The sequence below is a fragment of the Sorangiineae bacterium MSr11367 genome (genome assembly GCA_037157805.1).
GTDB classification, from domain to species: Bacteria; Myxococcota_A; Polyangia; order Polyangiales; family Polyangiaceae; genus Pendulispora; species Pendulispora rubella.
Window position 1 is genome coordinate 5,253,431 of record CP089983.1, and the last position, 25,552, is coordinate 5,278,982.

General features: G+C 64.7%; 18 protein-coding genes. 10 read left to right on the top strand and 8 right to left on the bottom strand.

The genetic code is table 11. The features are described 5' to 3' along the window. Positions 1-49 precede the first annotated feature (49 nt). Entirely contained in the window at positions 50-1,873 is a 1,824-nt protein-coding gene (locus LVJ94_20390) for a DUF885 domain-containing protein (GenBank protein ID WXB09577.1), read from the bottom strand. Between the two features lie 126 nt (positions 1,874-1,999). On the opposite strand from LVJ94_20390, the gene LVJ94_20395 reads away from it, so the two are divergent. Beyond that, positions 2,000-4,645, top strand: a complete 2,646-nt coding sequence (locus LVJ94_20395) for a DUF3160 domain-containing protein (protein WXB09578.1) — start codon at positions 2,000-2,002, stop codon at positions 4,643-4,645. Positions 4,646-4,744: 99 nt separating this feature from the next. On the opposite strand, the gene LVJ94_20400 is transcribed toward LVJ94_20395, so the two are convergent. Continuing rightward, positions 4,745-5,182, bottom strand: coding sequence for a hypothetical protein (locus tag LVJ94_20400; protein WXB09579.1), 438 nt, complete (start codon positions 5,180-5,182; stop codon positions 4,745-4,747). 29 nt (positions 5,183-5,211) lie between these two features. On the opposite strand from LVJ94_20400, the gene LVJ94_20405 reads away from it, so the two are divergent. From LVJ94_20405 to LVJ94_20415, 3 genes are read left to right on the top strand one after another with little or no spacing between them, the layout of a single operon-like run. Then, positions 5,212-6,528: a TolC family protein gene (locus LVJ94_20405; GenBank protein ID WXB09580.1), complete on the top strand. Its 1,317-nt coding sequence runs from the start codon at positions 5,212-5,214 to the stop codon at positions 6,526-6,528. Beyond that, the gene (locus LVJ94_20410) at positions 6,525-7,751 is read left to right on the top strand and encodes an efflux RND transporter periplasmic adaptor subunit (protein WXB09581.1); all 1,227 of its coding nucleotides are present in this window, start codon (positions 6,525-6,527) and stop codon (positions 7,749-7,751) included. Before LVJ94_20405 ends, LVJ94_20410 begins: the two co-directional genes overlap by 4 nt. Next, positions 7,748-10,810 carry an efflux RND transporter permease subunit gene (locus LVJ94_20415; protein ID WXB09582.1) on the top strand — a complete coding sequence of 1,021 codons (3,063 nt, stop codon included), beginning with the start codon at positions 7,748-7,750 and terminating at the stop codon, positions 10,808-10,810. Before LVJ94_20410 ends, LVJ94_20415 begins: the two co-directional genes overlap by 4 nt. On the opposite strand, the gene LVJ94_20420 is transcribed toward LVJ94_20415, so the two are convergent. Then, on the bottom strand, positions 10,785-11,441 hold the full coding sequence (locus tag LVJ94_20420; GenBank protein WXB09583.1) for a TetR/AcrR family transcriptional regulator: 657 nt from the start codon (positions 11,439-11,441) through the stop codon (positions 10,785-10,787). The genes LVJ94_20415 and LVJ94_20420 overlap by 26 nt on opposite strands. A gap of 83 nt (positions 11,442-11,524) precedes the next feature. Here LVJ94_20420 and LVJ94_20425 point away from each other — a divergent pair, with 83 nt between their 5' ends. From LVJ94_20425 to LVJ94_20435, 3 genes are all read left to right on the top strand, one after another. After that, positions 11,525-12,481 (top strand): alpha/beta fold hydrolase, encoded by a 957-nt coding sequence (locus tag LVJ94_20425; GenBank protein ID WXB09584.1) that lies wholly within the window; start codon positions 11,525-11,527, stop codon positions 12,479-12,481. A 187-nt stretch (positions 12,482-12,668) separates the two neighbouring features. Next, positions 12,669-13,415 (top strand): helix-turn-helix transcriptional regulator, encoded by a 747-nt coding sequence (locus tag LVJ94_20430; GenBank protein WXB09585.1) that lies wholly within the window; start codon positions 12,669-12,671, stop codon positions 13,413-13,415. 92 nt (positions 13,416-13,507) lie between these two features. Next, on the top strand, positions 13,508-13,900 hold the full coding sequence (locus LVJ94_20435; GenBank protein ID WXB09586.1) for a nuclear transport factor 2 family protein: 393 nt from the start codon (positions 13,508-13,510) through the stop codon (positions 13,898-13,900). A gap of 141 nt (positions 13,901-14,041) precedes the next feature. On the opposite strand, the gene treZ is transcribed toward LVJ94_20435, so the two are convergent. Genes treZ through LVJ94_20455 form a run of 4 tightly spaced genes read right to left on the bottom strand, consistent with a single transcriptional unit; the run spans position 14,042 to position 23,067 of the window. Beyond that, on the bottom strand, positions 14,042-15,742 hold the full coding sequence (gene treZ / locus LVJ94_20440; protein WXB09587.1) for a malto-oligosyltrehalose trehalohydrolase: 1,701 nt from the start codon (positions 15,740-15,742) through the stop codon (positions 14,042-14,044). Continuing rightward, positions 15,739-20,718: a glycogen debranching protein GlgX gene (gene glgX / locus LVJ94_20445; GenBank protein ID WXB09588.1), complete on the bottom strand. Its 4,980-nt coding sequence runs from the start codon at positions 20,716-20,718 to the stop codon at positions 15,739-15,741. Before glgX ends, treZ begins: the two co-directional genes overlap by 4 nt. A gap of 14 nt (positions 20,719-20,732) precedes the next feature. Next, a complete protein-coding gene (locus LVJ94_20450) occupies positions 20,733-22,535 on the bottom strand; it encodes a thiamine pyrophosphate-requiring protein (GenBank protein WXB09589.1) in 1,803 nt (600 codons plus the stop codon). Further along, positions 22,519-23,067 carry an inorganic diphosphatase gene (locus tag LVJ94_20455; protein WXB09590.1) on the bottom strand — a complete coding sequence of 183 codons (549 nt, stop codon included), beginning with the start codon at positions 23,065-23,067 and terminating at the stop codon, positions 22,519-22,521. Before LVJ94_20455 ends, LVJ94_20450 begins: the two co-directional genes overlap by 17 nt. A gap of 226 nt (positions 23,068-23,293) precedes the next feature. On the opposite strand from LVJ94_20455, the gene LVJ94_20460 reads away from it, so the two are divergent. The 3 genes from LVJ94_20460 to LVJ94_20470 all read left to right on the top strand — a co-directional run bounded on the left by LVJ94_20460 (position 23,294) and on the right by LVJ94_20470 (position 24,656). Next, on the top strand, positions 23,294-24,199 hold the full coding sequence (locus LVJ94_20460; GenBank protein WXB10738.1) for an aldo/keto reductase: 906 nt from the start codon (positions 23,294-23,296) through the stop codon (positions 24,197-24,199). Between the two features lie 83 nt (positions 24,200-24,282). After that, complete coding sequence (locus tag LVJ94_20465) at positions 24,283-24,447, top strand: DUF1328 domain-containing protein (protein ID WXB09591.1); 165 nt, start codon at positions 24,283-24,285, stop codon at positions 24,445-24,447. Further along, positions 24,444-24,656 carry a hypothetical protein gene (locus tag LVJ94_20470; GenBank protein ID WXB09592.1) on the top strand — a complete coding sequence of 71 codons (213 nt, stop codon included), beginning with the start codon at positions 24,444-24,446 and terminating at the stop codon, positions 24,654-24,656. Before LVJ94_20465 ends, LVJ94_20470 begins: the two co-directional genes overlap by 4 nt. Here LVJ94_20470 and LVJ94_20475 read toward each other — a convergent pair. Beyond that, on the bottom strand, positions 24,644-25,528 hold the full coding sequence (locus LVJ94_20475; protein ID WXB09593.1) for a CHAD domain-containing protein: 885 nt from the start codon (positions 25,526-25,528) through the stop codon (positions 24,644-24,646). The genes LVJ94_20470 and LVJ94_20475 overlap by 13 nt on opposite strands. Between the last annotated feature and the right edge of the window lie 24 nt (positions 25,529-25,552).

Here is a 25,552-nt window from a genome sequence, read left to right on the forward strand (position 1 = left end):
GGTGTCGCGGACGACTCGCATCTTGTGAATATTGAGGTTGTGGTATCCCTCACGGCTGGTTTGCGATCCAATCGCGAACGAGTTTCTCGAGGGTGGGCATCGAGACCTTGCCGGGCCGGAGGAGCGCGTCGTGGAAGCCCTTGAGGTCGAAGCGCGTTCCCAGCTTCTTTTGGGCTTCTTCCCGAAGCCCCAGGATCACCCCCTGGCCGACTTTGTACGCGAGCGCCTGCCCCGGATACGTAATGTAACGATCGACCTCGTTGCGAACGTCGTTTTCTGGCAGCGCGGTATGTTCGAGCAAGTAAGTCACCGCTTGTTCCCGGCTCCAGCCTTTCGCGTGCAGACCCGTGTCCACGACCAAGCGCGAGGAGCGCCATGCATCGAAACTGAGCATCCCCATGCGGTCGAGATCGGCGGTGTACAGCCCCATCTCGTCCGCCACGCGCTCGACGTAGAGTGCCCAGCCCTCCCAGTACGACGGATATCCCAAGAATGCGCGAAAGGAGGGCAGCTCGGGGAGCTCTTGGCTAATGGCAATCTGCAAATGGTGACCGGGAATGCTCTCGTGGTACGCGAGTGCCTCGGCCTCGTAGCGAGGGCGCGTCGTCGGCTGGTACGTATTGACGAAATACTCGCCGGGCTTGGAGCCATCGGGGTTCGGCGACCGGTAATAAGCGCGGGTCGTGTACGGCGCGCTGTAATCGGGAACACGGCGCACGACGCAGTCGGCCTTGGGCCGAAGACCGAAATACTGCGGTACCTTCGCTTTGGCCGCCGCGAGACTCCCGATGGCCTTTTTCTCGATTTCGTCCTCCGTGCGGAAGAACATCGAGGGATCGCTCCGCAGATGGCGCAGCACCGTGGCCAGATCATTCGTGCCGAAAAGCACCGTCCCGAGCGCGCGCATCTGTTCGTTGGCCCGGGCCGTTTCGGCGAGCCCGCGCTGGTGCAATTCGTCGGCGTCCAGCGAAAGACTGGTGTGTCGGCGAATCAGCCCCGCGTAACAGGCCACGCCACCGGGAACGTCGCGCAAGCCTCCCCGCGCGTCGGGGCGCGCGTTGGGCAAGAGCTGCGTCGCGACGAATTCGCGCCACCGCGTGGCGGCCTTGCGAATCGCGCCGACGGCCGCGGTGATCTCGGCGTCGAACCATTGGCGCTCGGCCTCGGACCAATTCGCATGCCCGGCTCGTTTGGGCGCTGACAATGCCCAGTTCGAATCGGGCTGTGCGAGCTGACCGTCCACCATGCGAAGTGCGATGATCGCCGACATCGCGTTGGCGAACATTCCCGCGCGGGCCCCGCGCGAGAGGTTCTCGATGCTCGCCTCGATCCATGCGGGGACGGCCTGATAGCGGGCGAGCAGCTTTTTGGCCTCCGCCACCGTGTTCGAGGATTGAAAATCGGGCAAGGTGTTCCACGCATCGAACGGATTGGCCGATGCGGCGACATTCCACTCTTCGAGGCGGCACGCATCGTCGGCACCGGCGGACGCTTCCAATTGCCCCACCAGCTCGTCCAAGGTGACCGCGTCCGTCGGATAGAGGCTGCGGCGGGCGCGAAGTGCCTTGGCCTCGTCGAGGAACGCGTGCTGGCGCGCGCGGGCATCCGCACGGTGCGCGGCGGAGATGTCCGGGAGGCGATCGTCGAACCGATGCTCACCGAAATTGGTCGCCGAGTCCGGGTTCTCGACGAGGTACCACTCCCAATGGCGCTCGAGCAAATCCGCGAGCTCGGGCTGGTGCACCCCCCTCGAGGCGCCCGTGCGCGGCATCGGTGCTCGCGCTTCTCGCGTTGGCAGCGCGTTGGAACCTCCGCAGGCGGCAAGGGCGAAGGCAACGGCACCGAGGGTCGCGAAGGCGAATCGAGATGGCATGGCGCTCGGAGTTAGTCACCGCCAAGCATCGCGACAAGCAAAAACGCAGGCCTCGTCGGTTTCGAACGTGTCGACCCGCCCGTATGACGGATTCGGGACCGAGACGACAAATACCTGGAAACCACCATGACCCACCTGCCCTCGTCGTGCCGACGTTTCGCCTGCCTCGCTCTCGTTGCGGTTGTGGCATCCGATTGTTCGCGTGCTCCCGCGGCGGCCCCTTCGCACGCGGAAGATGCCGAGGCCCCGGCGCCAGCCGAGCTCACACGCGAGGAAATCTGCGCGGCGACCCCCGCGGCCGTTGGGGAGGCACTTCCCGGTGGGCAGCCGGTACCTCCCCCGAGCGTACGCGTCGAGCCGCCACCGGGCCCACGGCGTTCCCCTCCTCCCGATTGGGCCATCTGCGGAGACACCGAGGGCACCATGGCTTGCTCCAGCGTCGACACACCACCGGACCCGAAGGACCTCTGCTTCGTCGCGAATGCCAACATCGCCCGAGCCGAGCGCGAAATGCGCGCAGCCCGTCCAACCCCCGCGCTAGCGTCCAAAGCCTCCAAGCCGTGGGATGGATCGAGGCCGGTCCAATACATGGATCATGTGGCTGCGCATCTGCACTTTACGGCCGAGGAAAAAGAGCGACTTCGCACCAACGGCTTCGTGGCGCTCGACCGCTTCACGAACTCGACGTACATGCTCGCGTACCACAATATATTCCAGGAGCAGCTTCCCGTTTACGTGAGCATCGATTCGATATTGCATACTATATTCCGAGGTAACGGCGTCCTCCTTCGGGATATCGAAATATCGCAGCTCGGCCCAAAGCTCGTGAAGTCACTGGACCGCCTGCGAAAGACGCTGCGAAATGCCCGCGCGATCTACGGAAAGGAGACCGCGGGCGATCTCGATGTCTACCTGGGGGTGGCGTACGCGCTTCTGCACGGGTACGCTTCGGACAAGCCGGTATCGCTTTTCGATAACGAGGAGCCGATCTCCGACCTCGCGCACCGAGGATTCGGTGCCGAGGGCCTCGCGGACGTGGAGCTCTTCGGACGAACGCGGGTCGTCGACTTTGGACAGTTCGCACCGCGCGGACACTACGCCACCAATGGGGCCGACCGAATTGGGCCGGACTCCAGCTACGTCACCCTGGAGCAATATTTCCGGTCGATGATGTGGCTCTCCCGCCTCGAGTTCAATCTGGTGTCGCGCTCGTGCCGGAGCTCCCAGCCCGGTGCGAGCCCGGATCCGACGGAGACGCCGCGGGAGGCAAAAGATGCTCTCGCCCTGGCCGATCTCGCTGCGCGCGCCGGTGTTCTCGACGACATCCGCGCATTCGAAACGGTGTATTCGACATTCGCGGGTGCACGGGAAGACGTCTCCATCTTCGACCTTCTGAACCTGACGCGAAAAGCAGGGATCGGCCCAAACGACCCCAACGCACAACCGAAGCTCGCAGCGGCCATCGGCCAGGGGTTTCAGCGGCATGCGCGCATCCATTACATGCCGCAAGATGCAACGGTGCTGCCGGCCATCGCCACGCTCTTTGGCCCGCGCATCGTCCCCGACATCGCTCCGCTCACCGCCGTCGTGCACGATGCGCTTCCAAATCGCACGCATCTGGGGGCGGGCGACGTGGGATTCGTCCTGGGCCACGATCGCGCGGCGGCGTACCTCGCGGACAAGGTGCCGGGGCTCGAGGCGGCGCTGGGCAAGGCTCGCACGCAATTTCATGGTGCGGTGGCGGGCAAGGGTGACCTTTATGGTCTTTGGCTCCGCGCTGTCGAGCGGCTGGCCGAGACACCGCGCGGGGTATTGCCCTCGTTCATGAAAAAGGACGCCTATGCGGATATGCGACTCAACAGCGCGCTGGTTGGATATGGGCAAATCCGGCACAATTACGTTTTGGTCGCCGGACAAGGATATGACTCGTGGGGCTGCGAAATCCCGGACGGATGGGTGGAGCCCGCACTGGGCACCTACGACGCGTTGATCGCGTATGCGCGCGCCGCCAAACGCATCGATCCGCAGGCGGCGCGGTATTTCTCGCGGGTCGAGACGGTGCTGTCCACGTTGCGATCCATCGTGGTCACGGAACTTTCCGGCGCGCCGCTTTCCGAGCCGCAGCGGCGTTGGTTGGGAATGGTGACCGAATATGCCCCCCAGGGCCTCGGCGATTCCGGCGGGCCGCCGTCGTTCACCGGGTGGTACTTCGACCTGTTCCCGGATCGCGGCCATGGGGCCGAGGCCGACGCCGACTTCGTGGCCGACTATTTCACGCTCACCAATGCCGGCGAGGTCGCGCACCTCGGTGCGGAGTCCCCGCGCCTCGCGGCCTTCGTGGTGGACGTGGGTGGCGAGCCCCGGGTGATGGTCGGCCCCGTCGCCAAGGGGTACGAGATCGCCACGTCCCTTTCCGATCGATTGAACGACGAGCAGGCCCGCGAGGCCCAAGGGAAAAAGGCACCGTGGGGAGCCTCGTATTTCGTGGCGGCGCCGGAGCCACCACCGCTTTCGACCACCGTCGCCACGTGCAAGGACGATGTGCGCATCGTCGTGCGGAGCCCCAAGGACCTCGGAGACGTGCGCGTCGCCGCGCTCGATCACCACGGCGATGCGGTGACGGTTGCGGCGACGGCACATGTCACCGCCGGGCAGCCCAAGGTTCTCGCCTTCAGGCCGAAGGGCAAGCCTGAAGGATTCCACGTTCACGTCGTGGGCGCGGCCTACGACACCGTGGTACCCGTCGCCAAGGTTTCTCGGGATCTCTACTAACCTTACGCAACTTTACGAGAGCGGTCGCGCTTCAGCGCGGGTGACACCTGCGTCGATTTTGGCGAAGATACGGGGCAAATGAGGCCTCGGACCTCGCTGTCACGGACGGCAGACCACGCCGTTCGTCCATGGCCATGTCGCACACGATGGAGGATCGCCCGCGCTGGCCGTGGCCTGGCAATCCGCGGCGACCGAAGCCGGGTTGGTGCAACTGGTGCTGCAGTAGGTGCGCAAATCGTCGCAGCTTCGGTCCGGCGTGGGATTCGGCGTGCCTCCGGCGTCGAATCCCGGCGACTCCGGCGGCGGTGCCGTCGCCGTGCAAGCTCCTCCTTGAACGACTTGGCTTTTGTCGCCGCACGCCGTCGTCACGCCGCCCACGCACGCCGTTTCGCCGCATGCGAGGATGCGCCCCTGGCCGTTGGTTTCGACGGCGCACGTGCAATCCGTGTTCGACGACGAGCAGGCGCCGAGCGTCGTCGCCCCCGTGCCGAGCGTGAGAGGCGTCAGAAGCGCGAAGACCATCGCGGCAGAGCGCATGCTCGAACCATAATACGGAGAACGATTTCGTGATCTGGCAACGTCGTCTATTCGGCTTTCTCGTGTTGCTCTGGCCTTCGGTGGCGGCCGCCGCGAGCCCCCTTCGCCTCGAGGATGCCGTGCGCCTCGCCCTTCAAAACAACGAGCGCGCGCAGAAGGCGCCGCTGCGTGTGGAGGTCGCCCAGGGCCAACTCGACCGCGCGCGGGATGCGTTCTTCCCGACGCTCGCTGCGCAAGGATCGAGTGTGGTTCGACCGGACGCGACGGGGCGGTCCAACCCGACGAACAGCGGCACGGCGACCTTGACGCAGCCGCTGCTCAACCCGAGTGCGTTTCCGCAGTATTCGCAGCAAAGCCACAATCGCGAGGCGGAAAAATGGGGCGCCGCGCAGGACAAACGGCAGCTCGCGTTCGAGACCGCCAAAGCCTTCATTCAAGCGCTCACCACCGAGAATGTGCTCACCTCCGCGCGGCGCAAGCTCGACAGCGCGCGCATCAACCTGGAGACCTCGCAGGCGCGTGCCGATGCCGGGCTGGCCAGCACCAACGACGTGACGAAGGCCCAGCTTCAGGTCTCCACGTCGGAGGGGCAAATTGCCAATGCGCAAGGCAATGTTCGCCGCGCGTACATTCAGCTTTCCTTTCTCGTCGGACAAACGGTGGAGGGACCGCTCGTTCCGCCGGACAACACCACCAAGGCGGCCGAGCGCTTCGAGCAATCGCGCGCCAACCAGGTGAAGACCGCCCTGAACCGACGCGAGCACGCGGTGGGGGCGGCGCAGGATCGGAGGCCCGACGTGCAGTCGCTCCACGAACGCAACGAGGCCCTGCAGGCATCGGCCAAAGAGCCGCTCTACCGGCTCATTCCCACGCTCAGCGCATCGGGTCAACTCCGGTTCGTGCCCGATCCGCTGCCGGGTGAAAAGGGCGTCGACGAGCAAGTGGCGCTGAACCTTTCGTGGCAGATCTTCGATGCGGGCTTTCGCTACGCCGACCGAAGGCAGCGCCTGGCGCAGCTCGAGAGCTCGCGGCTCGATGAGAAGCTGCTGCGAAGGTCGGTGCAGAACGACATCGAGCTCGCGCTCGCCGCGTTGCATGCGGCGCGGGAGAACTTCAATGCGGCCTTGGCTGCGGCCACCGCGGCGCAGAAAAACTCGGAGGAGACGGCCATTTTGTACAAACAAGGCCTGGCGAGGGCCATCGAGGTCAACGACGCCAACGACAAACAATTCGAGGCCGACGTCACCCGCGAATCGGCCAAGCTGGCGATGGAGCAGGCCTACCTGGATCTGCGCAACGCGCTTGGCTTCGGGCCGCTCGATGCCGATCGGGGGACGGAGCCATGAGCCATCGTCTTTTCGTCCTCGTGGCGTTGGTCCTGCTGATCGCCTGCAAAAAGGAGGAGCCCGCTCCGCCCAAATCCGCCGGCGGAGCGCCGCGCGGCGCACGGGGGGCGACAGCCTTCGCGGTCGACGTGATGCCGGTGCAGTCGAAAACCGTCGACTATATCGTGCAGGCGCCCGGCACCTTGGAGGCATTCGAGCGGGTCGAGGTGACCGCACGCGTGGCGGGCGTCGTCGACAAGGTGGCCTTCACCGATGGGCAGAACGTCAAAAAGGGCGATGTGCTGGTGGTCATCGACTCCGAGCGCTACCAGCTCGCGGTGAACAGCGCGAAGGCAGGCCTGGAGAAGGTGCAAGCCTCGCAACGCGACGTCGAGGCCATGGTGGCGCGACGCCAGGGCGCGAGCGATGCCCACCCGGGACTGATCCCGGGCGAGGAGCTGGAGACCTACAAGACGAAGACCTTGACCGCCAAGGCCGACACGGCGGTGGCCACGGAGGCGCTCAAGGTCGCCCAGCTCAATCTGCGCGACGCCTTCGTGCGCGCGCCCATCGAGGGCACCATTCAGACGCGCACCGTAGAGACCGGGCAATACGTCAACACGGGGTACCTGATGGCCACGTTGCTCCGGGCCGATCCCTTGCTCTTGCGCTTTCAGGTGGACCCGGAGAATGCCGTGCGGCTCAAACCGGGCATGGCCGTGAACTTCTCCATTCGGGAAACGCAAAACGAGTACAAGGCGAAAATTTCCCTGGTGGCCGGTGCCGCCGATCCTGCGACGCACACCGTGGCGGTCACCGCGCAGGTCGATGCGGACAGCAAGCGGTATTGGCTGCGCCCGGGCTCGTTCTGCGACGTGACCATCGACGTGGGGGCCCGGCGCGAAGCCCCAGTGATTCCGCGCGCGGCCACGCGGGCGACGGACCATGGCTACGTGGTGTACGTCATCGAGGGCGACGCCGCCGCGGAGAAGGTGGTCACCCTGGGCATGAACACGAAGGACGGCTGGGTGGAAATCCGCAATGGGCTTTCGGCCGGCGAACTGCTGGTCGTGCGCGGCGTCGAGTCGATGAGCAACGGCGCGCGCGTGACGGCCAACAAAGTGGACTCGCTGGATGCGTCGGCACCGGAGGTTCCGCTCGATCTCGACGCCGGGGCCCGCGACCGTGACGGCGGCAAGGGCGGAGGCGGAAAGCGGCGCGGAGCCGGAGACGCGGCGCCGTGAACATCACCGATGTCTCCATCAAGAACCCGGTGTTCGCATGGATGCTCATGGCCTGCACGGTGCTCTTCGGCGTCGTGGCCATCACCCGCATCGGCGTGAGCCAATATCCGGACGTCGACAACCCGAACATCACCGTCTCCCTCTCCTGGCCCGGCGCCTCGCCGCCCGCCGTGGAGCGGCAGATCGTCGAACCCATCGAGCAGGCCATCTCCCAAGTGGAGGGCGTCCAATCGCTGGCCTCGCAGGCGCGCTCGGGCAGCGCGCGCATCACCGCCACGTTCGACATGTCGCGCGACGTCGACCTCGCCCTGCAGGACATTCAAGCGCGCGTCGCGCAGACGCAGCGATCGCTCCCGAAGGACGTCCAGGCGCCCACCGTCTCCAAGTCGAACCCCGACGACACGGCCATCCTGACCATCGGCGTTTCCGGGCCATTTTCGCGCCAGATGCTCGCCGATGCCGCGCGCTACCAGGTGCAAGAGCGCCTGCAGACCGTGCCCGGCGTGGGGCAAATCACCCTGAACGGCGTCGTCGACCGCAACGTACGCATCTGGCTCGACGCCAGCAAGCTCGCCGAAAAGGGCATCGTCGCCAACGACATCATCAGCGCCATCTCGCGCGAGCACGTCGAGGTGCCGGGCGGGCAGCTGATGAGCGGCGGGCGCGCGCTCGACGTGCGCCTGCTCGGCGAGGCGCTCGACTTGGAGAGCTTCCGGCACCTGGTCATCAAACGGTCCAAGCCCGCCCCCGTCTACCTCGAGGATGTGGCGAGCGTCGAAGACGGGTTTGCCGACGCCACCAGCATCGCCTTGCTCGACGGCGTGCCGTTTCAGGCGCTGGGCGTTCTCAAGCAGCGCGGCACCAACGCCATCGCCGTGGCCACCGGCGTGCGCCAGCGGATCGCCGAGATCCAGAGCAGCCTCCCCGACGGGATGAAGGTCGATATCCTCTTCGACTCGACGACCTTCATCGAGGAATCGGTCCACGAGATCGAGCTCGAGCTGGTCATGGCCGTGGTGCTCACCGCCTTCGTGTGCTGGCTCTTTCTCGGCTCGCTCTCCAGCACGCTGAACGTCGTGCTCGCGATCCCCATGTCGCTCCTCGGCACCATCGCGGTGGTCTATTTCTTCGGCTTCACCTTGAACACGTTCACCTTGCTGGGCCTCTCCCTGGCCGTCGGCCTCGTGGTCGACGACGCCGTTATGGTCATGGAGAACATTTTCCGCCACGCGGAGATGGGAAAGGACAAGAAGAAGGCCTCCAGCGACGGCACCAAGGAGATCACCTTCGCGGCGCTGGCGGCGACGCTGGCGGTCATTGCCATCTTTTTGCCGGTGGTCTTCATGAAGGGCGTCATCGGCCGCTTCTTCTTCCAATTCGGCGTGACCCTCTCGGTGGCGGTGATGCTCTCGTACTTCGAGGCCATCACCCTGGCGCCCGCGCGCTGCTCGCAGATGCTCACCACGTCCCGCGAAGGCCGAAGTCGCGTGGGGCGCGCGGCCGATGCCGCGTTCTCGTGGCTCGAGCGGTTCTATGCGCGCGTGATTGCCGCCGCGTTGAAGCGGCCGAACACGGTCCTGGTGGCGGCCATCGCGGTGCTGGGCGCGTCGCTCGCACTGGTAAAGCTGGTGCCGACGGAGTTCGTGCCATCGCAGGATCAGAGCCGGCTCACGGTGCGCGTGCAGACGGAGGGCGGCTCGTCGATCGAGGCGGCGGCGCCGCTCCTGGCGAAGGTCGAAGAGCGCCTGGCGAAGCACCCCGAGATCGAGCACGCCATGGTGACGCTCTCGGCCGCCAATGGGCAGTACACGCTCAACCTGGTGCCGCCGGACAAGCGAAAAGCGAGCGCGCAGCAGCTCATGGCCGTGCTGCGCAAAGAGCTCTCGGGCATTCCCGGCGTCAAGGCATCCATTCAGGATCCTTCGCAGCAAAGCTTTGGCGCCGCCAAAGGCTCGCCGGTGGCCTTCACGGTGCGCGGCTCGGATTGGGACCAGCTGGTCGCGGCGTCGACGAAGCTGCAGCAGGATCTCGAGGCCAGCGGTGTCGCGGTGGATTTGAACTCCGATTACCGCATTGGCTCGCCCGAGCTGCAAATCATTCCGGACCGCGCGCGGGCCACGGAGCTGGGCATTTCGGTGTCCGACTTGGGCAGCACCGTGAGCGCGCTGGTGGGCGGCAACACCGTGGGCAAGTTCACCACGGAGGGGCGGCGCATCGACATTCGCATGCGGCTTTTGGCCTCACAGCGTTCGCGGCCCGAAGATCTCTCGCTGATCCAGATGCGCGCCGCCACCGGGCAGCTGGTTCCCATGTCCATGGTGGTGACCCAACGCGAGCAGCCCGTGCTGCAGACGATTAGCCATCTGGATCGCGAGCGCGCCATCAGCATCAACGGCAACGTGGGGCCGGGGCACTCGCAGGCGGAGGCCATGACCAAGGTGATGGATCTCGCCAAAGCCTTGCCCATGGGCATTCACGTGGTGGCCACGGGCCAGGCCTCGCAGCTCGAGGAAACCACGGGCGGCCTTTGGTTCGCGCTCGGCATCGGCATCTTGGTCGCGTACATGGTGCTGGCGAGCCAGTTCAATTCGTTTCTTCACCCCGTCACGGTGCTGACCATTCTTCCGCTGGCCGTGGCCGGGGCGGTGATGGGGCTCGTGGTTTCGGGCAAATCGCTCAATCTATTTAGCATGATTGGCCTTTTGCTCTTGATGGGTATCGTGAAAAAGAATGCCATTTTGCTCGTCGAATATGCGAACCACGTGCGCGAGCAGGAACCACATCTGGATGCCGCCGAGGCGATGAAAAAGGCAGGGCCGCTGCGTCTGCGGCCCATTCTGATGACCACCGTGGCGACGATGATGGCCGCCGTGCCCCCCATTCTGGGGCTCGGGCCGGGCACCGAGACGCGCAGCCCGATGGCCGCGGCGGTGCTCGGCGGGCTCACGGTGTCGACGATCCTGAGCCTGGTGGTCGTGCCGGCGTTTTACGTGGTCACCGATCGGGCGAAGGTGCGGCTGGCCGCGCGGCTCTTCACGGCGCGAGCGCCATCGCCGTGATGGTGCGCAATAGCTCGTCCTCCAGTGCGAGCACGGAGCGGGCGCGCCCCGCCTGAACCGCCGCGGTCATCGGGGCGTTCATCGCGCCGATGATGGCTTGGGCGCGCACCTCGCTGATGGGTGGATATTCGGGCCATTGCGCGCGGGCTGCCGCGCGGCCCTGGATGTAAATCCGTTCGGCCATGCGGTGGGTGGCCATCATTCTGGCGGTGGCGGCGGGGCCGGCGGCGAAGGGTTCGAGAAGTAAGAGCCTCGCGCGATGTTCGTCCTCCGCGACGAAGCGCAACATCGCGCGAATGGCCGCGCGAATGCGTTCCTCGGGGCGCAGCCGGCCTTCCGTTTGCGCCTGCATGACGGCGACGGCTTGCTGCACGGCGCGATCGTAGGCGGCGATGAAGCATGCCTCCTTGTCGTCGAACAATTCGTAGAACGTGGTTTTGCCCACACTGGCGCATCCGACAATTTCCGCCACGGTGACCTGCGCAAATCCTTTGGTGGCGCACAATTCCGTCATGGCATCGAGCATACGCTCGCGCTGCGACGCTTCCACGACGTCTCGACTCAAGTGGTGCGTGCCGCGGGGAAGCACATAGGGAATTTTTGCCGCGCCGCGTTGCGACGGTTTGGTCATTTCGATTCGAAATTTAGCAAATTAAGTACGCGCGCGTACATTAATGATAAACGAAGTACGCGGCGGTATTTAAGGAGGGAATCATGCGAAAGTACGTGTGCGCGGGCCTGATCGCATTGGGCGTGTCCTTCGTCGGCGGCGATGTATTGGAAGCGCAAGCTGCGGAGGTCGCAGATTTGCCCGTTGTTTACAACGCGCTCGCAGCAGCGCCGGGCATCGCGGCCCCAGACTCTCCGCCGCCCGGTGCCAATGACTGGAATTGTGCTCCGAGCGCCGCACACCCCTACCCCGTGGTGCTGGTGCATGGCACGGGCGCGAACATGCGCCTCAATTGGAATGCGCTTTCGCCGCTGCTCAAGAACAATCGCTATTGCGTTTATGCTCTCAACTTCGGAGCGAACATCGTCACGAACCTCAGTGCGGGTGTGGTGAACGCGCTCGGCCCCATCACCGAATCGGCGGGCGAGCTGTCGGCCTTCGTCGACCGCGTGCTCGCGGCGACGCACGCGCCCAAGGTGGACATCGTGGGCCACTCGCAGGGCGGGATGATGCCGAACTACTACATCAAGTTCCTCGGTGGCGCGCCCAAGGTGCACTCCATGGTCGGCCTCGCCCCGGACAACCACGGCACGGACGTGAGCGGTCTGCTTCACCTCGCGAATGCATTGACGCAGGCGTTTCCGGGGCTCGCGGCCTTCGTGTACAACATCGTGGGCGAGTTCGCGCCCGGCGGGGTCGATCAAAAGTTCGATTCGCCATTCATCAAGAAGCTGAACAGCGTGCCCGATACCGTTTCCGGCATTCGCTACACGGTCATCGCGACCCACTACGATCAGGTGGTCACGCCCGTGGCCTCGCAGTTTCTCTCGGGCGAAAACGTGACCAACGTTTACGTGCAGGACAAGTGCTCGCTCGACCATGCGGATCACATCGCGCTGGCCTTCGATCACATCGCACTGCGCGAGGTGCTCAATGCGCTCGATCCGGAGCACGCGAGCTCCACCGAGTGCACGCCGGTCGCGCCCTTCTTCGGCGGTTGAACGGGCGAGCGCGATCCTCCGAAGGAGAAACCGCCAAGACACCAAGAGCGCCAAGGGGTAAGGTTCGTGAACCTGGCGCTCCTCGCCCTTGAGCACCTCACCCCATCTTGGCGACCTTGGCGTCTTGGCGGTTTCCCTTATTCGATAGGTCGCAGCGCCGATGCCCGCCCCCGTCATCCCTCGATCTTTGGCCTCGTCGTCCGATGGCCCGTTCCTGCTCGCCGTCGAACTCAGGCAGACCACCCCTCGTTCGACGAAATGGCACAGTCACGCGCGAGGGCAGTTGCTTGGCGCGATGAATGGGCTGCTTTCGGTCGGCGTGAAGGGGCAGCAGTGGGTCGTTCCTGCGAGCCATGCCGCATGGGTGCCACCGCACTGTGCCCATTCGTTGCGCTCGCACGGCCCTTTTTCCGGATGGAGCGTGTACATCGCCGAGGGCGCCTGCACCGAGCTCGGGGCGCAGCCTTGCACGATCAAGGTCTCGAGTCTGTTGCGTGAAGCGGTACGCCGTGCCGCTACCTGGAATAAGGCCGAACTCGACGCGCGGCAGGTGCACATCGCCCATGTGATCCTGGACGAGATCGGCGCGGCCGAGCGCGAGCCGCTTGGCCTGCCGCAGCCACGCGATGCGCGCCTGCTGCGAATCACCGACGCCATTGCAGCCAACCTGTCCGATGGCCGTCGTCTGGAAGCCTGGGCGAAGTGGGCAGGCATCCCATCGCGGACCTTGAGTCGTCGCTTCATCGCCGAGACGGGTTTCAGCTTCGGCGCCTGGCGACAGCGCGCGCGTCTACTGCGGGCACTCGAATGGCTCGCCGACGGGAAGCCCGTGACGGCGGTCGCACTGGATCTCGGCTACGACAACGTCAGCGCGTTCATCGACATGTTCCGGCGCACACTCGGCACGACCCCAGGCCGGTATTTCGGGCCCTAGGAAAGAAAACCTATCCGCGTGGCGCGTTCGCCGTATCGATTGGCAACAACGCGACAGCTTCGAGGAGCCTCACGGCTTAACGTGGTTGCATCATGAGCACCACGAACATCGAAGCGGCCCTCCACGACGTCTTGTTCAGGCCCGACCTGGACCTCCAGGAGGCCATCGATCGGCACTTTTCCCCCGAGTATCGCCAGCGCACCGACGGCCAATGGACCAATCGCGCCGAGTTCGTCGAGCACATGGCGCACCTTCGCAGCGTCGTGGCGAGCGGAGGCCTGGAAGTCCACGAGGAATTGACCCAGGGAAATCTCTACGCCGATCGTCACACGGTCTCCGTCGTCAAAACCGATGGCACCACGGTCCGAACGGAGGTGTACCTTTTTGCCGAATTTGCACCAGATGGCCGCTTCCTTCGCGTCGAGGAGACCACCCTCATGCTGGAAGGCCACGAACGCGATCGCAACCTCGGCAGCGCGCGCTGAAAGAAAGAGAGAGATTCACAGGAAGACGGGAAGACGGGAAGGTTTAAGAGGTTTTTAGTTTGATAATCTGGAACCAACAAAAATCCCTCTGATCTTCCCGTCTTCCCGTCTTCCTGTGAATCTCTCTCTCTGCGGTAGATTCTAGAGAACCACGGCCGTCGAAGCAGGGATTCGGTTATCGTCCAGCGGCGACCCGCTCGTGAACGAGGCAGGGCGGCCTTGGAATGCGCTGGGGAGCGGCTTGGCGACTCGGTCGAAGTTCACCACGAGATCGCGCCGATCTTCTTCGCGCCATTGGTGCACGATGAGCAGCCCGCCTTCGTTCGTCGTCCGAAGCCGCTCCCTCGAACCGTGGCGAAATACCGAATCTCGTTGGCGAAGCTCGAGGAGCTCCCTATACAACTGCAGAACGCGTACGTGCGTTGATTCGTTGCGCTCCTCCCAGCGAAGGCGGGACCGCTCGAACGTGTCGGTGTCTTGGGGATCGGGGAAATCGGTAAAGTTGGAAAACGACTTGAACTCCTCGCGCCGCCCCTTCGAGACCGCGCGGCCGAGCGGCTCCTCATGGTCGGTGAAATACAGAAACGGCGTCGAGGCTGCCCATTCCTGGCCCATGAAGAGGAGCGGCGTCATGGGCAAGAGGAGCAGCAAGGTGGAGGCCGCGCAGTAGGCATCGAGCGAAACGGACGCGGTGAGGCGGTCGCCGAGGGCCCGATTGCCAATTTGGTCGTGGTTCTGAATGCAATACACGAACGCATGCGCGGACAGTTCGCCCGCGCTCTTGCCGCGAGGTTTCCCCTTCGGCGCGTAGATTTCGCCTTGGTAGAGCCATCCGCGTGTGACGGTTTCGGCAATTCCTGAAATGCCGGGCGTGTAGGCACGGTAGTAACCATCCTGCTCGCCGGTCAACGTCGTGCGCACCTGATGATGAAAATCGTCGGCCCAAACCGCGTCCATGCCGAGGGTCGTCACGAGCCCTGGATCGTTGCGCTCGTCCTCGGCGATGAGCACCTTGCGCGGCTCGATGGTCGCCACCATGTCCGAGAGCTCCCGCAAAATCGGGTACGATCCATCGTCCACGATGGCGTGCACGGCATCGAGCCTCAGCCCGTCGAAGCGAAATTCGGTAAGCCAATAGCGCGCATTGTCCAGCACGTAGCGACGCATGGCTGCATGCGAGAAATCCGGAGCATCGCCCCACGCCGTCCGTATGTCGGAGTTGAAATAATGCTCGCTGTACGCCGACAAGTAGTTCCCGGACGGGCCGAAATGGTTGTAGACCACATCCAACAGCACACCGACCCCGAGGCCGTGCGCATCGTCGATGAACCGACGCAAGTCGTCCGGCGTGCCGTACGGCGCAAATGGCGCATACAGCGCAACGCCGTCGTATCCCCATCCCCGCTGCCCGGGAAAGGCCGCCAGCGGCATGAGCTCGATCGTGGTCACCCCCAGCTCCGCCAAGTCACGCAGGCGCGCGCGTGCGGCGTCGTACGTGCCCTCGCGGGTGAAGGTTCCAACGTGCAGCTCGTAAATCACCTGTTCCGCGAGCGGCCGCGCAACACCGGGGCCATGGCGCCACGTGTACGCCGATTCCACGACCATCGCGGGACCGTGCACGCCATGAGGAAGGTAGCGCGCACACGGATCGGGCAGCTCGCGGTCGTTCACGCGAAACCGGTACAGGGTGCCGTGCCCTGCGCCGGGCAACGCGACCTCGAAATGGCCATCCCCCTGGGCGGCCATCGCGTGCTCGGCAACGAGCTTCTGCGCCTCGTCATAGAGACAAAGCGTGCACGTCGGGCTGGTCGTCACGAAGGCCCGGAAGCGCGTCGTGGTCATCGCGCCTCCGACGACTCGCGCAAGAGCAGCGCCACCGGGAACGTCGCGAGAACGTCGGCCACCTTCACCTCCTCGCCGATGCGCAACGTCGCGCCGGTCAGCACATTGCGGTACGTCCCCGGTTGCGGCACGCGCAGCCGCTCCTGGCCCCAGACGCTCCCCACCGGCCACGGCGTCTCCCCGCGGGTCAGCAGATACGAAAAGCGCGGCACGCAGCACAGAACCTGCTCCTGCTCGAAGCCGCGCACGAACGCCACCACGTGCTCCCCGCCGATGAGACCCTCGTAGTCGCCGCGCAAGAACAGCTCGCGCTTTTGGCGGCGGGTCTCCAACGCCACGTGCGTCACGTACAACTTCACCGCACCGTCGGTGAAATTCTCGAGCAAGTCCCGGCTGAGCGCAGCCCGGTCGGACATGCGCTCGCGGATGCCCCGCAGAAGCCGCCGCCGCACCTCGTAATCCACCGGCAACCGGTTGTCGGGATCCACCAGGCTCTGATTCCACAGCTCGGAGCCCTGGTACGTGTCGGCGACACCCGGCACGCAGAACCGCAACAGGCACTGCGCGAGTCCATTGACCGCGCCGTAGGTCGCGATGCGCTCGCAAAAGCGCCGCGCGTCCTCGAAAAAGGCGTCGTTGCCCGCCAGCCGCCGGATGAAACTCCGCACCGCCTGGTCCTGCGCGGCGTTCGGCGTCGTCCACGACGTCTCCTGCTTCGCCTCCTTGGCGGCCTTCAAAAGGAAGCCCTCCAACCGTCGCGCGAAGGTGTCGCGGCCCTGCTGCCCATCCCATCCCACCGGCCAAACGCCGATCAGCGTCTGGTAAAACAGGTATTCCTGATTGCGGCTCGGTGCGGGAGCACCGTCCACCACCGTCTTCATCTTGCTCGCCAGCTCGCTGAAGCGGCGCACCGTGCGCTGCCACAGCTCGGGCATCTCCGTCAGCACCGCCATGCGCGCGGACGTATCCTCGCCCCGCTTCGTATCGTGCGTCGACGTCGTCACCATGGACACGGGCCACGCCCGTGCGCGGTCGACGTTCTGCAGGTGAAACTCCTCCGTCGTGGTCCCGTACTTCGACGGCAGCCCGCCCACCTCGTCCAGGCAGAGCAGCCGGCTGTATCGATAAAAGGCCGTATCCTCGACGGCCTTGGCCATCATGGGCGCGGTGAGCTGCTGGAAGCGCAGTGCAAACCGCACGTGCTCTTGCCGCTCCTCCGGCGTGGCCTCTGCACGCACGAGAAGCACATCCTCCAAGAATGCGAACACCGTCTCGCTGATGGACGGATTGTTCCGTCGCGCCGTGGCCACGGCCTGCGCGATGCGTCGTCGATCGTCCTCCGCAGGCGCCTCGTTCTCACGCAGGTACGTGCGGTACACGGTGAAGGCCGCGATGATCTCGGTCACCGCGCGCGAGAGGCTCACCAAGGTGAAGTCGCGCCACCGCCGGTTCTTCCCCGCGATGCGCTCCAAATCGCGCGCGATGAGCTGAATCTCGCTCGCGAGGCTGTAGCGCATGATGTGGCGCTTGCTCTCGTAGACGTGCTCCTTGAACGACCGCCCGTCCAAGGTAAACTGCTGATAAATCCGGTTGAGCGCCGGCTCCGAGCGCGGGTCGACCCAGAGCGTGCGCACCGCGAAGAGAAAATCGTACCCCGTGGTGCCGTCCACGGGCCACGACGGCGGCAGCGTTTCGCTCGGCTCGAGGATCTTTTCGATGAGGAGCGGCAGCGGCCGCGCCAAATCGTCGGGCCCGGCCTCGGCCAGATCCACGCCGGGCACGCGGTGAAAGCGCTGCTGAAGTCCCTCGAAGTACGCGAAGGGATCGTAGAGCCCGTCGGTGTGATCGAGCCGCAGCGCCTGCACGCGACCTTCGTCGAGCAGTTGAAACAACTGCGCATGCGCGCGCTCGAACACCTGCGGAAGCTCCATGCGGATGGCCGCCAGATCGTTGACGTCGAAGAAGCGCCGGTAGTTGATCTCCTCCGCGGCCACGAGCCACGATGCCAGGCGGTAACTCTGCTGCTGCAGAATGTCGTCCAGCACATCGTAACTCCGCGGATCGTCGGACGAACCGTTGATCTCCTGCAGCGCGCTGTCGATGGCGATTTTGATCTCGGATGCGCGCGCCACCAGATCCTCCAACCGCCGCTTGATGATCTCCTTCTCTCGCGCCCGCTCTTTGCGCAATTCCATCGCCGTCGACCGCCGATCCGGGAGGTGGCGCATCGCCGACAAAATGCTCTCGAACTCGAGCCGCGCGTCCGCGTCCTCGGGCAAGGTCATCTTGGCCAGAGCGGACTCCATGAGCGGCATCAGCGTCTCGGGCGCCAGCGGAAGCCGCTTGTCGAAGTACGCGACCCGGAAGAAACGTCCCTCCCAGACCAGCGTCAGTTCCCCGCGCTCCAAGACGACGCCGTACTGATCGCCCAGCACGGGCAAAAGCACCTTGTTTTCCAGCGCTGCCTTGGGCGGGCACCAGTCGATATCGAAGTATTCGGCGCAGAGCGAACTGCGCCCATTCTCCAGAACGTCGTCCCACGTGCGATTTTGCCCGGCGGGGATGCCCATATGGTTCGGCACCCAATCGAGCAAAAGGCCCATGTTGCGCTTTTTGATTTCGTCGCTCCACGCCCGAAAATCGGCCTCGCTCCCCAGCTCCGCGTTCATGCGCTCGTGATCGACCACGTCGTAACCGTGAATGCTCCCACGCGCCGCCGAGAAGATGGGCGAAGAGTACACGTCGGTGATGCCCAGGTCGACGAGGTAGTCCAGGACGCCAACGGCCTTTTGAAAGCCGAAATCGGGCGTCAGCTGCAACCGGTACGTGGTCCCCAAGGTGTGCAACGCGCCCCCATTGCGCACCACGCGCGACGGCGCCCGAAAGAGCTTCAGCGAGTGCGCGGCCATCCGGGTCGAGCCATCGGGGGCGCGCTCCTCCTTGGCGCGGTCGTCGGTGGTATCCACCAGGAGCTGCCATGGCTCGCGCACCTGCTCGAGCCGCGGCAACGCAAACGTTGCTTCGGCCGGTGATGCATTGAGCAGCAACAGCAAATTGTCGTCCACCAGCCGCCGCCCCGTTTCGTCGACCTCGTCGATGTTGCGTCCCGCGAGGAACATGACCAAGCGCACCCGCCCAGGATCGGTCCAATCCTTGTCGGACATCGGCTGTCCATCGTCGCGGAACCAGGCCAAGTCGGGCAACTGCGTGCCGTGGATGTCGCGGCCGTGGAAGAATTTGGACCGCTGCAGCGCCGGGTGCTCGCGGCGGATGCGCAAAAGCTTCTTGGTGAACTCGAAGAGCGTTTTCCCCTCCTCGGACCAATTCCAATCGAGCCAGCTTACTTCGTTGTCCTGGCAATAGGCATTGTTGTTCCCGCGCTGCGTGCGGCCGAATTCGTCGCCGGCCACGAGCATGGGGGTGCCCTGCGAGAGCACCAAGGTCGCGAGCAAATCGCGCACGAGCCGCTGCCGGAGCGTGCGTACCTTGGGGTCGTCCGTCGGCCCCTCGACCCCGCCGTTCCACGACGATTCGTGGTTCGAGCCATCCTGGTTGTTCTCGCCGTTGGCCTCGTTGTGCTTGCGCTCGTAGCTGACCAGATCGCGCAGCGTATACCCATCATGGGCGGTGATCAGGTTGATGCTCGCCGAAGGCCGCCGTCCATCCTCGTACAAATCGCTGCTACCCGTGAGCCGAAAGCCCATTTCGCCAATCACCTTGCCACTCCGGCGCAGCCAGAGCGCGCGCACCGCATCGCGGTAGCGCCCATTCCACTCGGCCCAACGAATGGGGAAATTGCCGACTTGATAGCCGCCTTCTCCTACGTCCCAGGGTTCGGCAATGAGTTTGACCTCGCTCAATTCGGGCGATTGATGGATGAGCGTGAAAAAGCTGGAGAGCTGGTCCACATCGTGGAGCTGCCGGGCCAGCGCCGACGCCAAGTCGAAGCGAAAGCCATCGACATGCATCTCCGATGCCCAATAGCGCAGTGAATCCATGATGAGGGCGAGCACTTGCGGGTGCCGCACGTTGAGCGTATTGCCCGTGCCCGTGTAATCGAAGTAGTACCGAGGGTCCTCGGGGACGAGTCGGTAATACGTGGCATTGTCGATTCCCTTGAAGTTGAACGTGGGGCCGAGTTGATTGCCCTCCGCGGTGTGGTTGTACACCACGTCGAGAATCACCTCGATGCCCGCGCGGTGCAGCGCTTTGACCATCGATTTGAACTCGCGCACCTCGCTGCCGAGCTCCGTCCCCAGGCGGTAGCGCACGTCCGGCGCGAAAAAGCCGATGGTGTTGTATCCCCAATAATTGCGCAGCCCCTTGTCGAGGAGCACCTTGTCGTCGATGAACGCGTGAATCGGCATCAGCTCGATGGCCGTCACGCCGAGTTCGCGCAAATGGCGCACGATGGCCGGGTGCGCGATGCCGGCGTAGGTGCCGCGGAGCGCCTCGGGCACTTCGGGGTGCAGTTTGGTGAGGCCGCGCACGTGCGCCTCGTAGATCACCGAGCGATGCAGCGGGATGCGCAGCGGTGTGTCGCCTTCCCAATCGAACTCACCGTCGATGACGATGCCGCGGGGCACACCGAGCACGTCGGTCTCGAGCCGCGTGGCATCACCCGCGGGATCGCCCACGCGGTACGCGAAGCACCCCGCCTCCCATCGCTCCACCCCGTCGACGGCCTTGGCATAAGGATCCAGCAGAACCACGTTGGGGTTGAAACGAAGTCCCTGCTCGGGCCGATATGGACCGTGCACGCGGTAGCCGTACCGTTGACCTGGGCCCACACCTGGGGCGTACGCGTGCCACGTGAACGCCGTGCGATGCGACAGCGGAAAGCGCGTCTCCGTTCCTGCAGCGTCGAAAAGGCACAGCTCGACCGCTTCCGCACCCTCGGAATAGAGCGCGAAATTGACACCGGCACCATCCCACGTCGCGCCAAGCGGATACGACGATCCGGGCAAGAGTTTCATGGGCCCGGACTCTATCAGCCTGCGAACAGTTGTCTCCATGTGCGTCGCAGCACGCCCCCCTTCTCGCTGTCACCTTCGAGCAGACTCGCGCCGAATGCTTTCGCCTGCTTCAAGGTGATGTGAGGTGGAAGTGGTGGCACGTCAGGATCGGTCATCATCTCGAGAAGCACCGGGCCCTTCGCCGCGAGCGCAGTCTCCCACGCATCGCCCACGTCCTCCGGTCGATCGACGCGGATGCCGCGCATGCCGATCATCGATGCGTACGCCGCGTACGGGAACGGTGGAAGATCCTGCGACGCCGCGAAGCGCGGATCACCGGCCATGGCGCGCATCTCCCAGGTGACCTCGTTGAGATCTCCATTGTTCAGAACCGCCACGATGAAGCGCGGATCGCTCCACTCCTTGCGATGTCGAAATGCCGTGAGAAGCTCCGCGTTGCCGTTCATCTGCATGGCGCCGTCGCCCACCAGCGCGATCACCGGGCGATCGGGGTGGGCGAACTTGGCGGCAATGGCGTAGGGCACCGCGCACCCCATGGTGGCGAGCGAGCCCGAGAGGCTGGCCATCATCGACGGACGCAACTTCAAATTGCGCGCGAACCAGTTCGCCGCCGAGCCGCTGTCGGCGGTGAGGATGCAGCCATTGGGAAGACGCGGCGACAACTCGGAGAACACGCGCTGCGGGTTGATCGGGTTTGCCGGTTCGAGGGCGCGCTCGTTCATGAGCTCCCACCATTCCGCGACCGAACCCTCGATGCGGGCGCGCCACTCATGCCGGGCGCCCTCGTGTGCGCTTTGTTGGGTGGGGCGCAGAAGCGGCAACAGCGCGCGCAACGTATCGCGCGCATCGCCCACGAGGTGCACTTCCATCGGATAACGAAGCCCCACGAAGCGGCCGTCGATGTCGACTTGAACCCCGCGCGCATGCCCCTCCTTCGGGAGGAATTCGCCATACGGAAAGCTCGACCCGACGACCAGCAAGGTGTCGCAATCGCGCATCATATCGTAGCTCGGGCGCGTCCCCAAAAGCCCGATGGCGCCCGTCACGTACGGCAAATCATCGGCCAACACTGCCCGGCCGAGCAGCGCTTTCGCTACACCGGCGCGCAAGCGTTCGGCGACGGCCATCACTTCCTCGGCGGCCTGCGCGGCACCGGCGCCCACCAGCATGGCGATGCGCTCGCCCGCGTTCAGCACGTCCGCCGCACGCTTCAACTCCGTCTCGCTCGGCGTCACGTGCGCAGGCGCATAGCCCACGCTGGTGTGCACCGTGTCGTGCTCATGTGGCGGTACGGGAACAGCGGCCGCTTCCTGAATGTCCTTTGGCACGATGACACAGGTGACCGTGCGCTCCGCATACGCGATGCGAATGGCCCGATCGATCACGTGGCGCGCGGCCTCGGGGCTCATGATCGTGTGCACGTATTCGTGCGCCACGTCTTTGAACAGGCTCGCCAGATCGACCTCCTGCTGGTAATCGCCCCCGATGGCCGTGCGCGCCGCCTGCCCGACGATGGCCACGACCGGAGCATGATCCATTTTGGCGTCGTACAACCCGTTCAGCAGATGGATGGCACCAGGGCCCGAGGTGGCGAGGCACACCCCCACCCGGCCACTGAATTTCGCGTAGCCGCAGGCCATGAGCGCTGCCATCTCCTCGTGCCGCGCTTGAACGAAGCGCACGCGCCGGTCCTGCGCCTCGTGCCGTTGAAGCGCGCCCAACACGCCATTGATGCCGTCGCCGGGATATCCGAATACGCAATCGACGCCCCAGGCTGCAAGGCGCTGCACCAGGAAATCGCTAACGGTCCGTGCCATGTAAACCTTTCTCCTTCTTTCGGAAGGTGGTGCCCGTCGCCTCGATGAGCCGCCCGGCCGCATCGGGACCTTTCCAGCCCTCGATGCGTGCCTCCTTGTCGGTCATGAGCGTGGCTAGCAAAAAGAACTGCTCGAGTTCCTCCTGGATTCGTCGTGTGAACTGCGTCGCGTCCGTCCACCGCTCCTCGTGTGCCGGCACCACGATGAGGCGATCGTTGCGTTGCCGTTCCGCCTTTCCTTCGGCGGCCTGCGACAACTCGACGACACCGATGGCGCGGCACGGAACGACGAGCCCCGGAAAGCCCGTCCCCCCGTGGTAAATCATCGCATCGAGCGGATCGCCGTCGGGCGCCAAGGTGCTCGGGACGAATCCCCAATCGTACGGGTACGAGACACCGAGCACGAGAGGGCGTCGATATCGAAATACGCCATACTCGCTGTCATAAGCGATTTTGATGCGCGATCCGCGCGGCGTTTCGACGACGACGTTGAGTTGCTTTTCGGAGTAGATAGGCAGTTTCGACAGGTTCACGGTGAGGACCCCTCCTGGGCGTCATTCAAGCAATCGCTGGGCCGTCCGTGCATGAGGCAAAGCGGCACGCACCATGCGAGGTGTGGCGATCATGAAGAACGACCTCCCTCGGCGCGCCCTTCTTCTCGGTTCGGGCGCGTCGCTCCTCGCAGCAGCGTGCAAGAAAGACTCGCGTCCGCCGGAGGGCAGCGTGGGCCTTCCGCCGGCATCGGCGACGAGTTCGGCGATGCCCATGCGCCCGCTCGGAAAGACGGGCGTCTCCGTGTCCCTCGTGGGCATTGGCGGATTCCACATTGGTGAGCCCGACGAACAGGAGGGCATCCGCATCGTGCGCACCGCGCTCGACCGCGGCATCAACTTTCTCGACAATTGCTGGGACTACCACGAAGGCAAAAGCGAAGAGCGCATGGGCAAGGCCCTCCGCGATGGCTACCGCGAGAAAGCCTTTTTGATGACCAAATTGGACGGCCGCACCAAGCAGTCCGCCCGGGAGCAACTCGAACAGTCGCTGCGCCGGCTCGGCACCGACAGGATCGATCTGGTGCAAATCCACGAGGTGATTCGCGACAGCGATCCCGAGCGATGCTTTCGCGATGGCGGTTGTGTGGAGGCGCTCGTGGAGGCCAAAAAGGCGGGAAAGATCCGCTTCATCGGATTCACGGGGCACAAGCATCCCAACATCCACCTCGCGATGCTGCGGGCCGCCGATACCCACGGCTTCACCTTCGACACCGTGCAGATGCCGCTCAACGTGATGGACGCGCACTTTCGCAGCTTCGAACGCAACGTGCTCCCCGTTCTGGTGGAAAAGCGCATCGGCGTCTTGGGCATGAAGTCGATGGGCTCGGGCATTCTGCTCGAGAGCAAAACGGTCACACCCGTCGAATGCCTGCACTACGCCATGAACCTGCCCACGTCGGTGGTCATTACCGGTTGCGACAGCATGGGCGTGCTCGAGCAAGCCATCTCGGCGGCCATTTCGTTCAAAGCGATGGACAAAGCCGAGGTCGCAGCCCTCCTGGAAAAGACACGCGCCGCGGCCGCCGAGGGCAAATACGAAAAGTTCAAAACGAGCGAGCAGTTCGATGGAACAGCGAAAAATCCGAAGTGGTTGGAGACGGCCAGCATCTAGTGCGCAAGCGCGGCACGCCGTCTGCACTACGGGATGGGAGACACAGTGAGCCGTTGGCCCGGGGGAGAAAGGTCGTTTTTCTCATGCTTTATTGGGCAGCCGTCTTTTTCATCATTGCCATCGTGGCCGGTATCTTCGGCTTCTTCGGAATTGCGGCGAGCGCGGCGGGCATTGCCAAGCTCCTCTTCGTCGGCTTTTTGATCCTCGCGGTCATTTCGCTGCTCGTCGGGCGTAGGAGCACGCTGTGACGACACAGCCTCGCGCGGCCGATCCGGCTCGAGCCAGAGAGGTGCTGCGCGCCACCATGCCGCGGCGCTCGACCGCGGCAGCGTCGGCGCGCGTGGCCGTGGAAGGCGCGAGCACGTTTCTGGGGGGGCGCCTCTGGCTTCTCGCTGCAGGGCTTTGCGCCATCGGCCTCACGGCGATCTGGCGCAGCGTGAGGCGTCACGCACTCTGACGCGTGGGCGGCGTGCCCATAAGCACCGCCGCCACACGTGCGCGAAAGGCCCCGCCGAGGATCTTGCGCCGATGCTCGTGGGCTTCGCGCAGGAGGCGCTTGTCGGCGCGCACCCGTTCGACGAGGTAGGCTTCGAGCTCCGGGGTGTGGGGCAAGCGGCCGTCCTCGAGCCATCGGGCAATACGCAACACCGCGACATGGTGGTCGTGGAGATCGCCGAGCTGCGATTGGGCGTCACGCAGCTCGGAAATGATCCGCCCATTGTCCGCCGGCGCCTCTTCGAAGAGCTCCAGCAGGTAGCGCAATCGCCGGCACACTCCGCGAAAGCGGTGCAGGCTCTCGTGATCGACGGGCGCCGTTTCGTACGCGAGCACGGCGTCGAAGGCGCGCGCGATTTCCTCGGGGCCCAGATGGCGCACCAGCACGGGGTGAACCTTGCCCGCGCGCGGTTCGAGCCGCAAATCGGCATCCGGCTCGCAGCGGCGCACTTTGCGCACCAGCGACCGCCCCTTCGACATAGTACGCAGCCCTTCCCGCTGTTTCTTCTTTCTCGTGCGCTTTAGCCGTTTGACCAGCGGACGGAGGCCGCGTTTCGTTCTGACATCTTCGCGAAGGACGTCTTGATCGCGAATGTCCCCCAAGACTTTGTCCAACGCGTGCAATCGGTCTTCGAGCCGATGCAACATCGCGGCATTCGACGCGTGGCGCGCGAGCACGTCGAGCTCGAGCCGGAGGCGCCGCACCGTCGTGCGCGCGTCATGGACGCCCTGCGGGTCCCCTTTTTGGGCTCGCCGCAGCCGCTTTCGAAGGCGCTTGGCGTGACCGTGCAATTCGCCCGCAAGCGCGGGCACCATGGGCTCGTTCGCACGCATGTCCATTCTCCATTCTGAGACACC

What these genes read in the sequence shown, in the direction of transcription:
- LVJ94_20390 (WXB09577.1), bottom strand. Translation starts at nt 1,873, where the DNA reads ATGCCATCTCGATTCGCCTTCGCGACCCTCGGTGCCGTTGCCTTCGCC.
- LVJ94_20395 (WXB09578.1), top strand. Translation starts at nt 2,000, where the DNA reads ATGACCCACCTGCCCTCGTCGTGCCGACGTTTCGCCTGCCTCGCTCTC.
- LVJ94_20400 (WXB09579.1), bottom strand. Translation starts at nt 5,182, where the DNA reads ATGCGCTCTGCCGCGATGGTCTTCGCGCTTCTGACGCCTCTCACGCTC.
- LVJ94_20410 (WXB09581.1), top strand. Translation starts at nt 6,525, where the DNA reads ATGAGCCATCGTCTTTTCGTCCTCGTGGCGTTGGTCCTGCTGATCGCC.
- LVJ94_20420 (WXB09583.1), bottom strand. Translation starts at nt 11,441, where the DNA reads ATGACCAAACCGTCGCAACGCGGCGCGGCAAAAATTCCCTATGTGCTT.
- LVJ94_20425 (WXB09584.1), top strand. Translation starts at nt 11,525, where the DNA reads ATGCGAAAGTACGTGTGCGCGGGCCTGATCGCATTGGGCGTGTCCTTC.
- LVJ94_20435 (WXB09586.1), top strand. Translation starts at nt 13,508, where the DNA reads ATGAGCACCACGAACATCGAAGCGGCCCTCCACGACGTCTTGTTCAGG.
- treZ (WXB09587.1), bottom strand. Translation starts at nt 15,742, where the DNA reads ATGACCACGACGCGCTTCCGGGCCTTCGTGACGACCAGCCCGACGTGC.
- glgX (WXB09588.1), bottom strand. Translation starts at nt 20,718, where the DNA reads ATGAAACTCTTGCCCGGATCGTCGTATCCGCTTGGCGCGACGTGGGAT.
- LVJ94_20450 (WXB09589.1), bottom strand. Translation starts at nt 22,535, where the DNA reads ATGGCACGGACCGTTAGCGATTTCCTGGTGCAGCGCCTTGCAGCCTGG.
- LVJ94_20460 (WXB10738.1), top strand. Translation starts at nt 23,294, where the DNA reads ATGCCCATGCGCCCGCTCGGAAAGACGGGCGTCTCCGTGTCCCTCGTG.
- LVJ94_20465 (WXB09591.1), top strand. Translation starts at nt 24,283, where the DNA reads ATGCTTTATTGGGCAGCCGTCTTTTTCATCATTGCCATCGTGGCCGGT.
- LVJ94_20475 (WXB09593.1), bottom strand. Translation starts at nt 25,528, where the DNA reads ATGCGTGCGAACGAGCCCATGGTGCCCGCGCTTGCGGGCGAATTGCAC.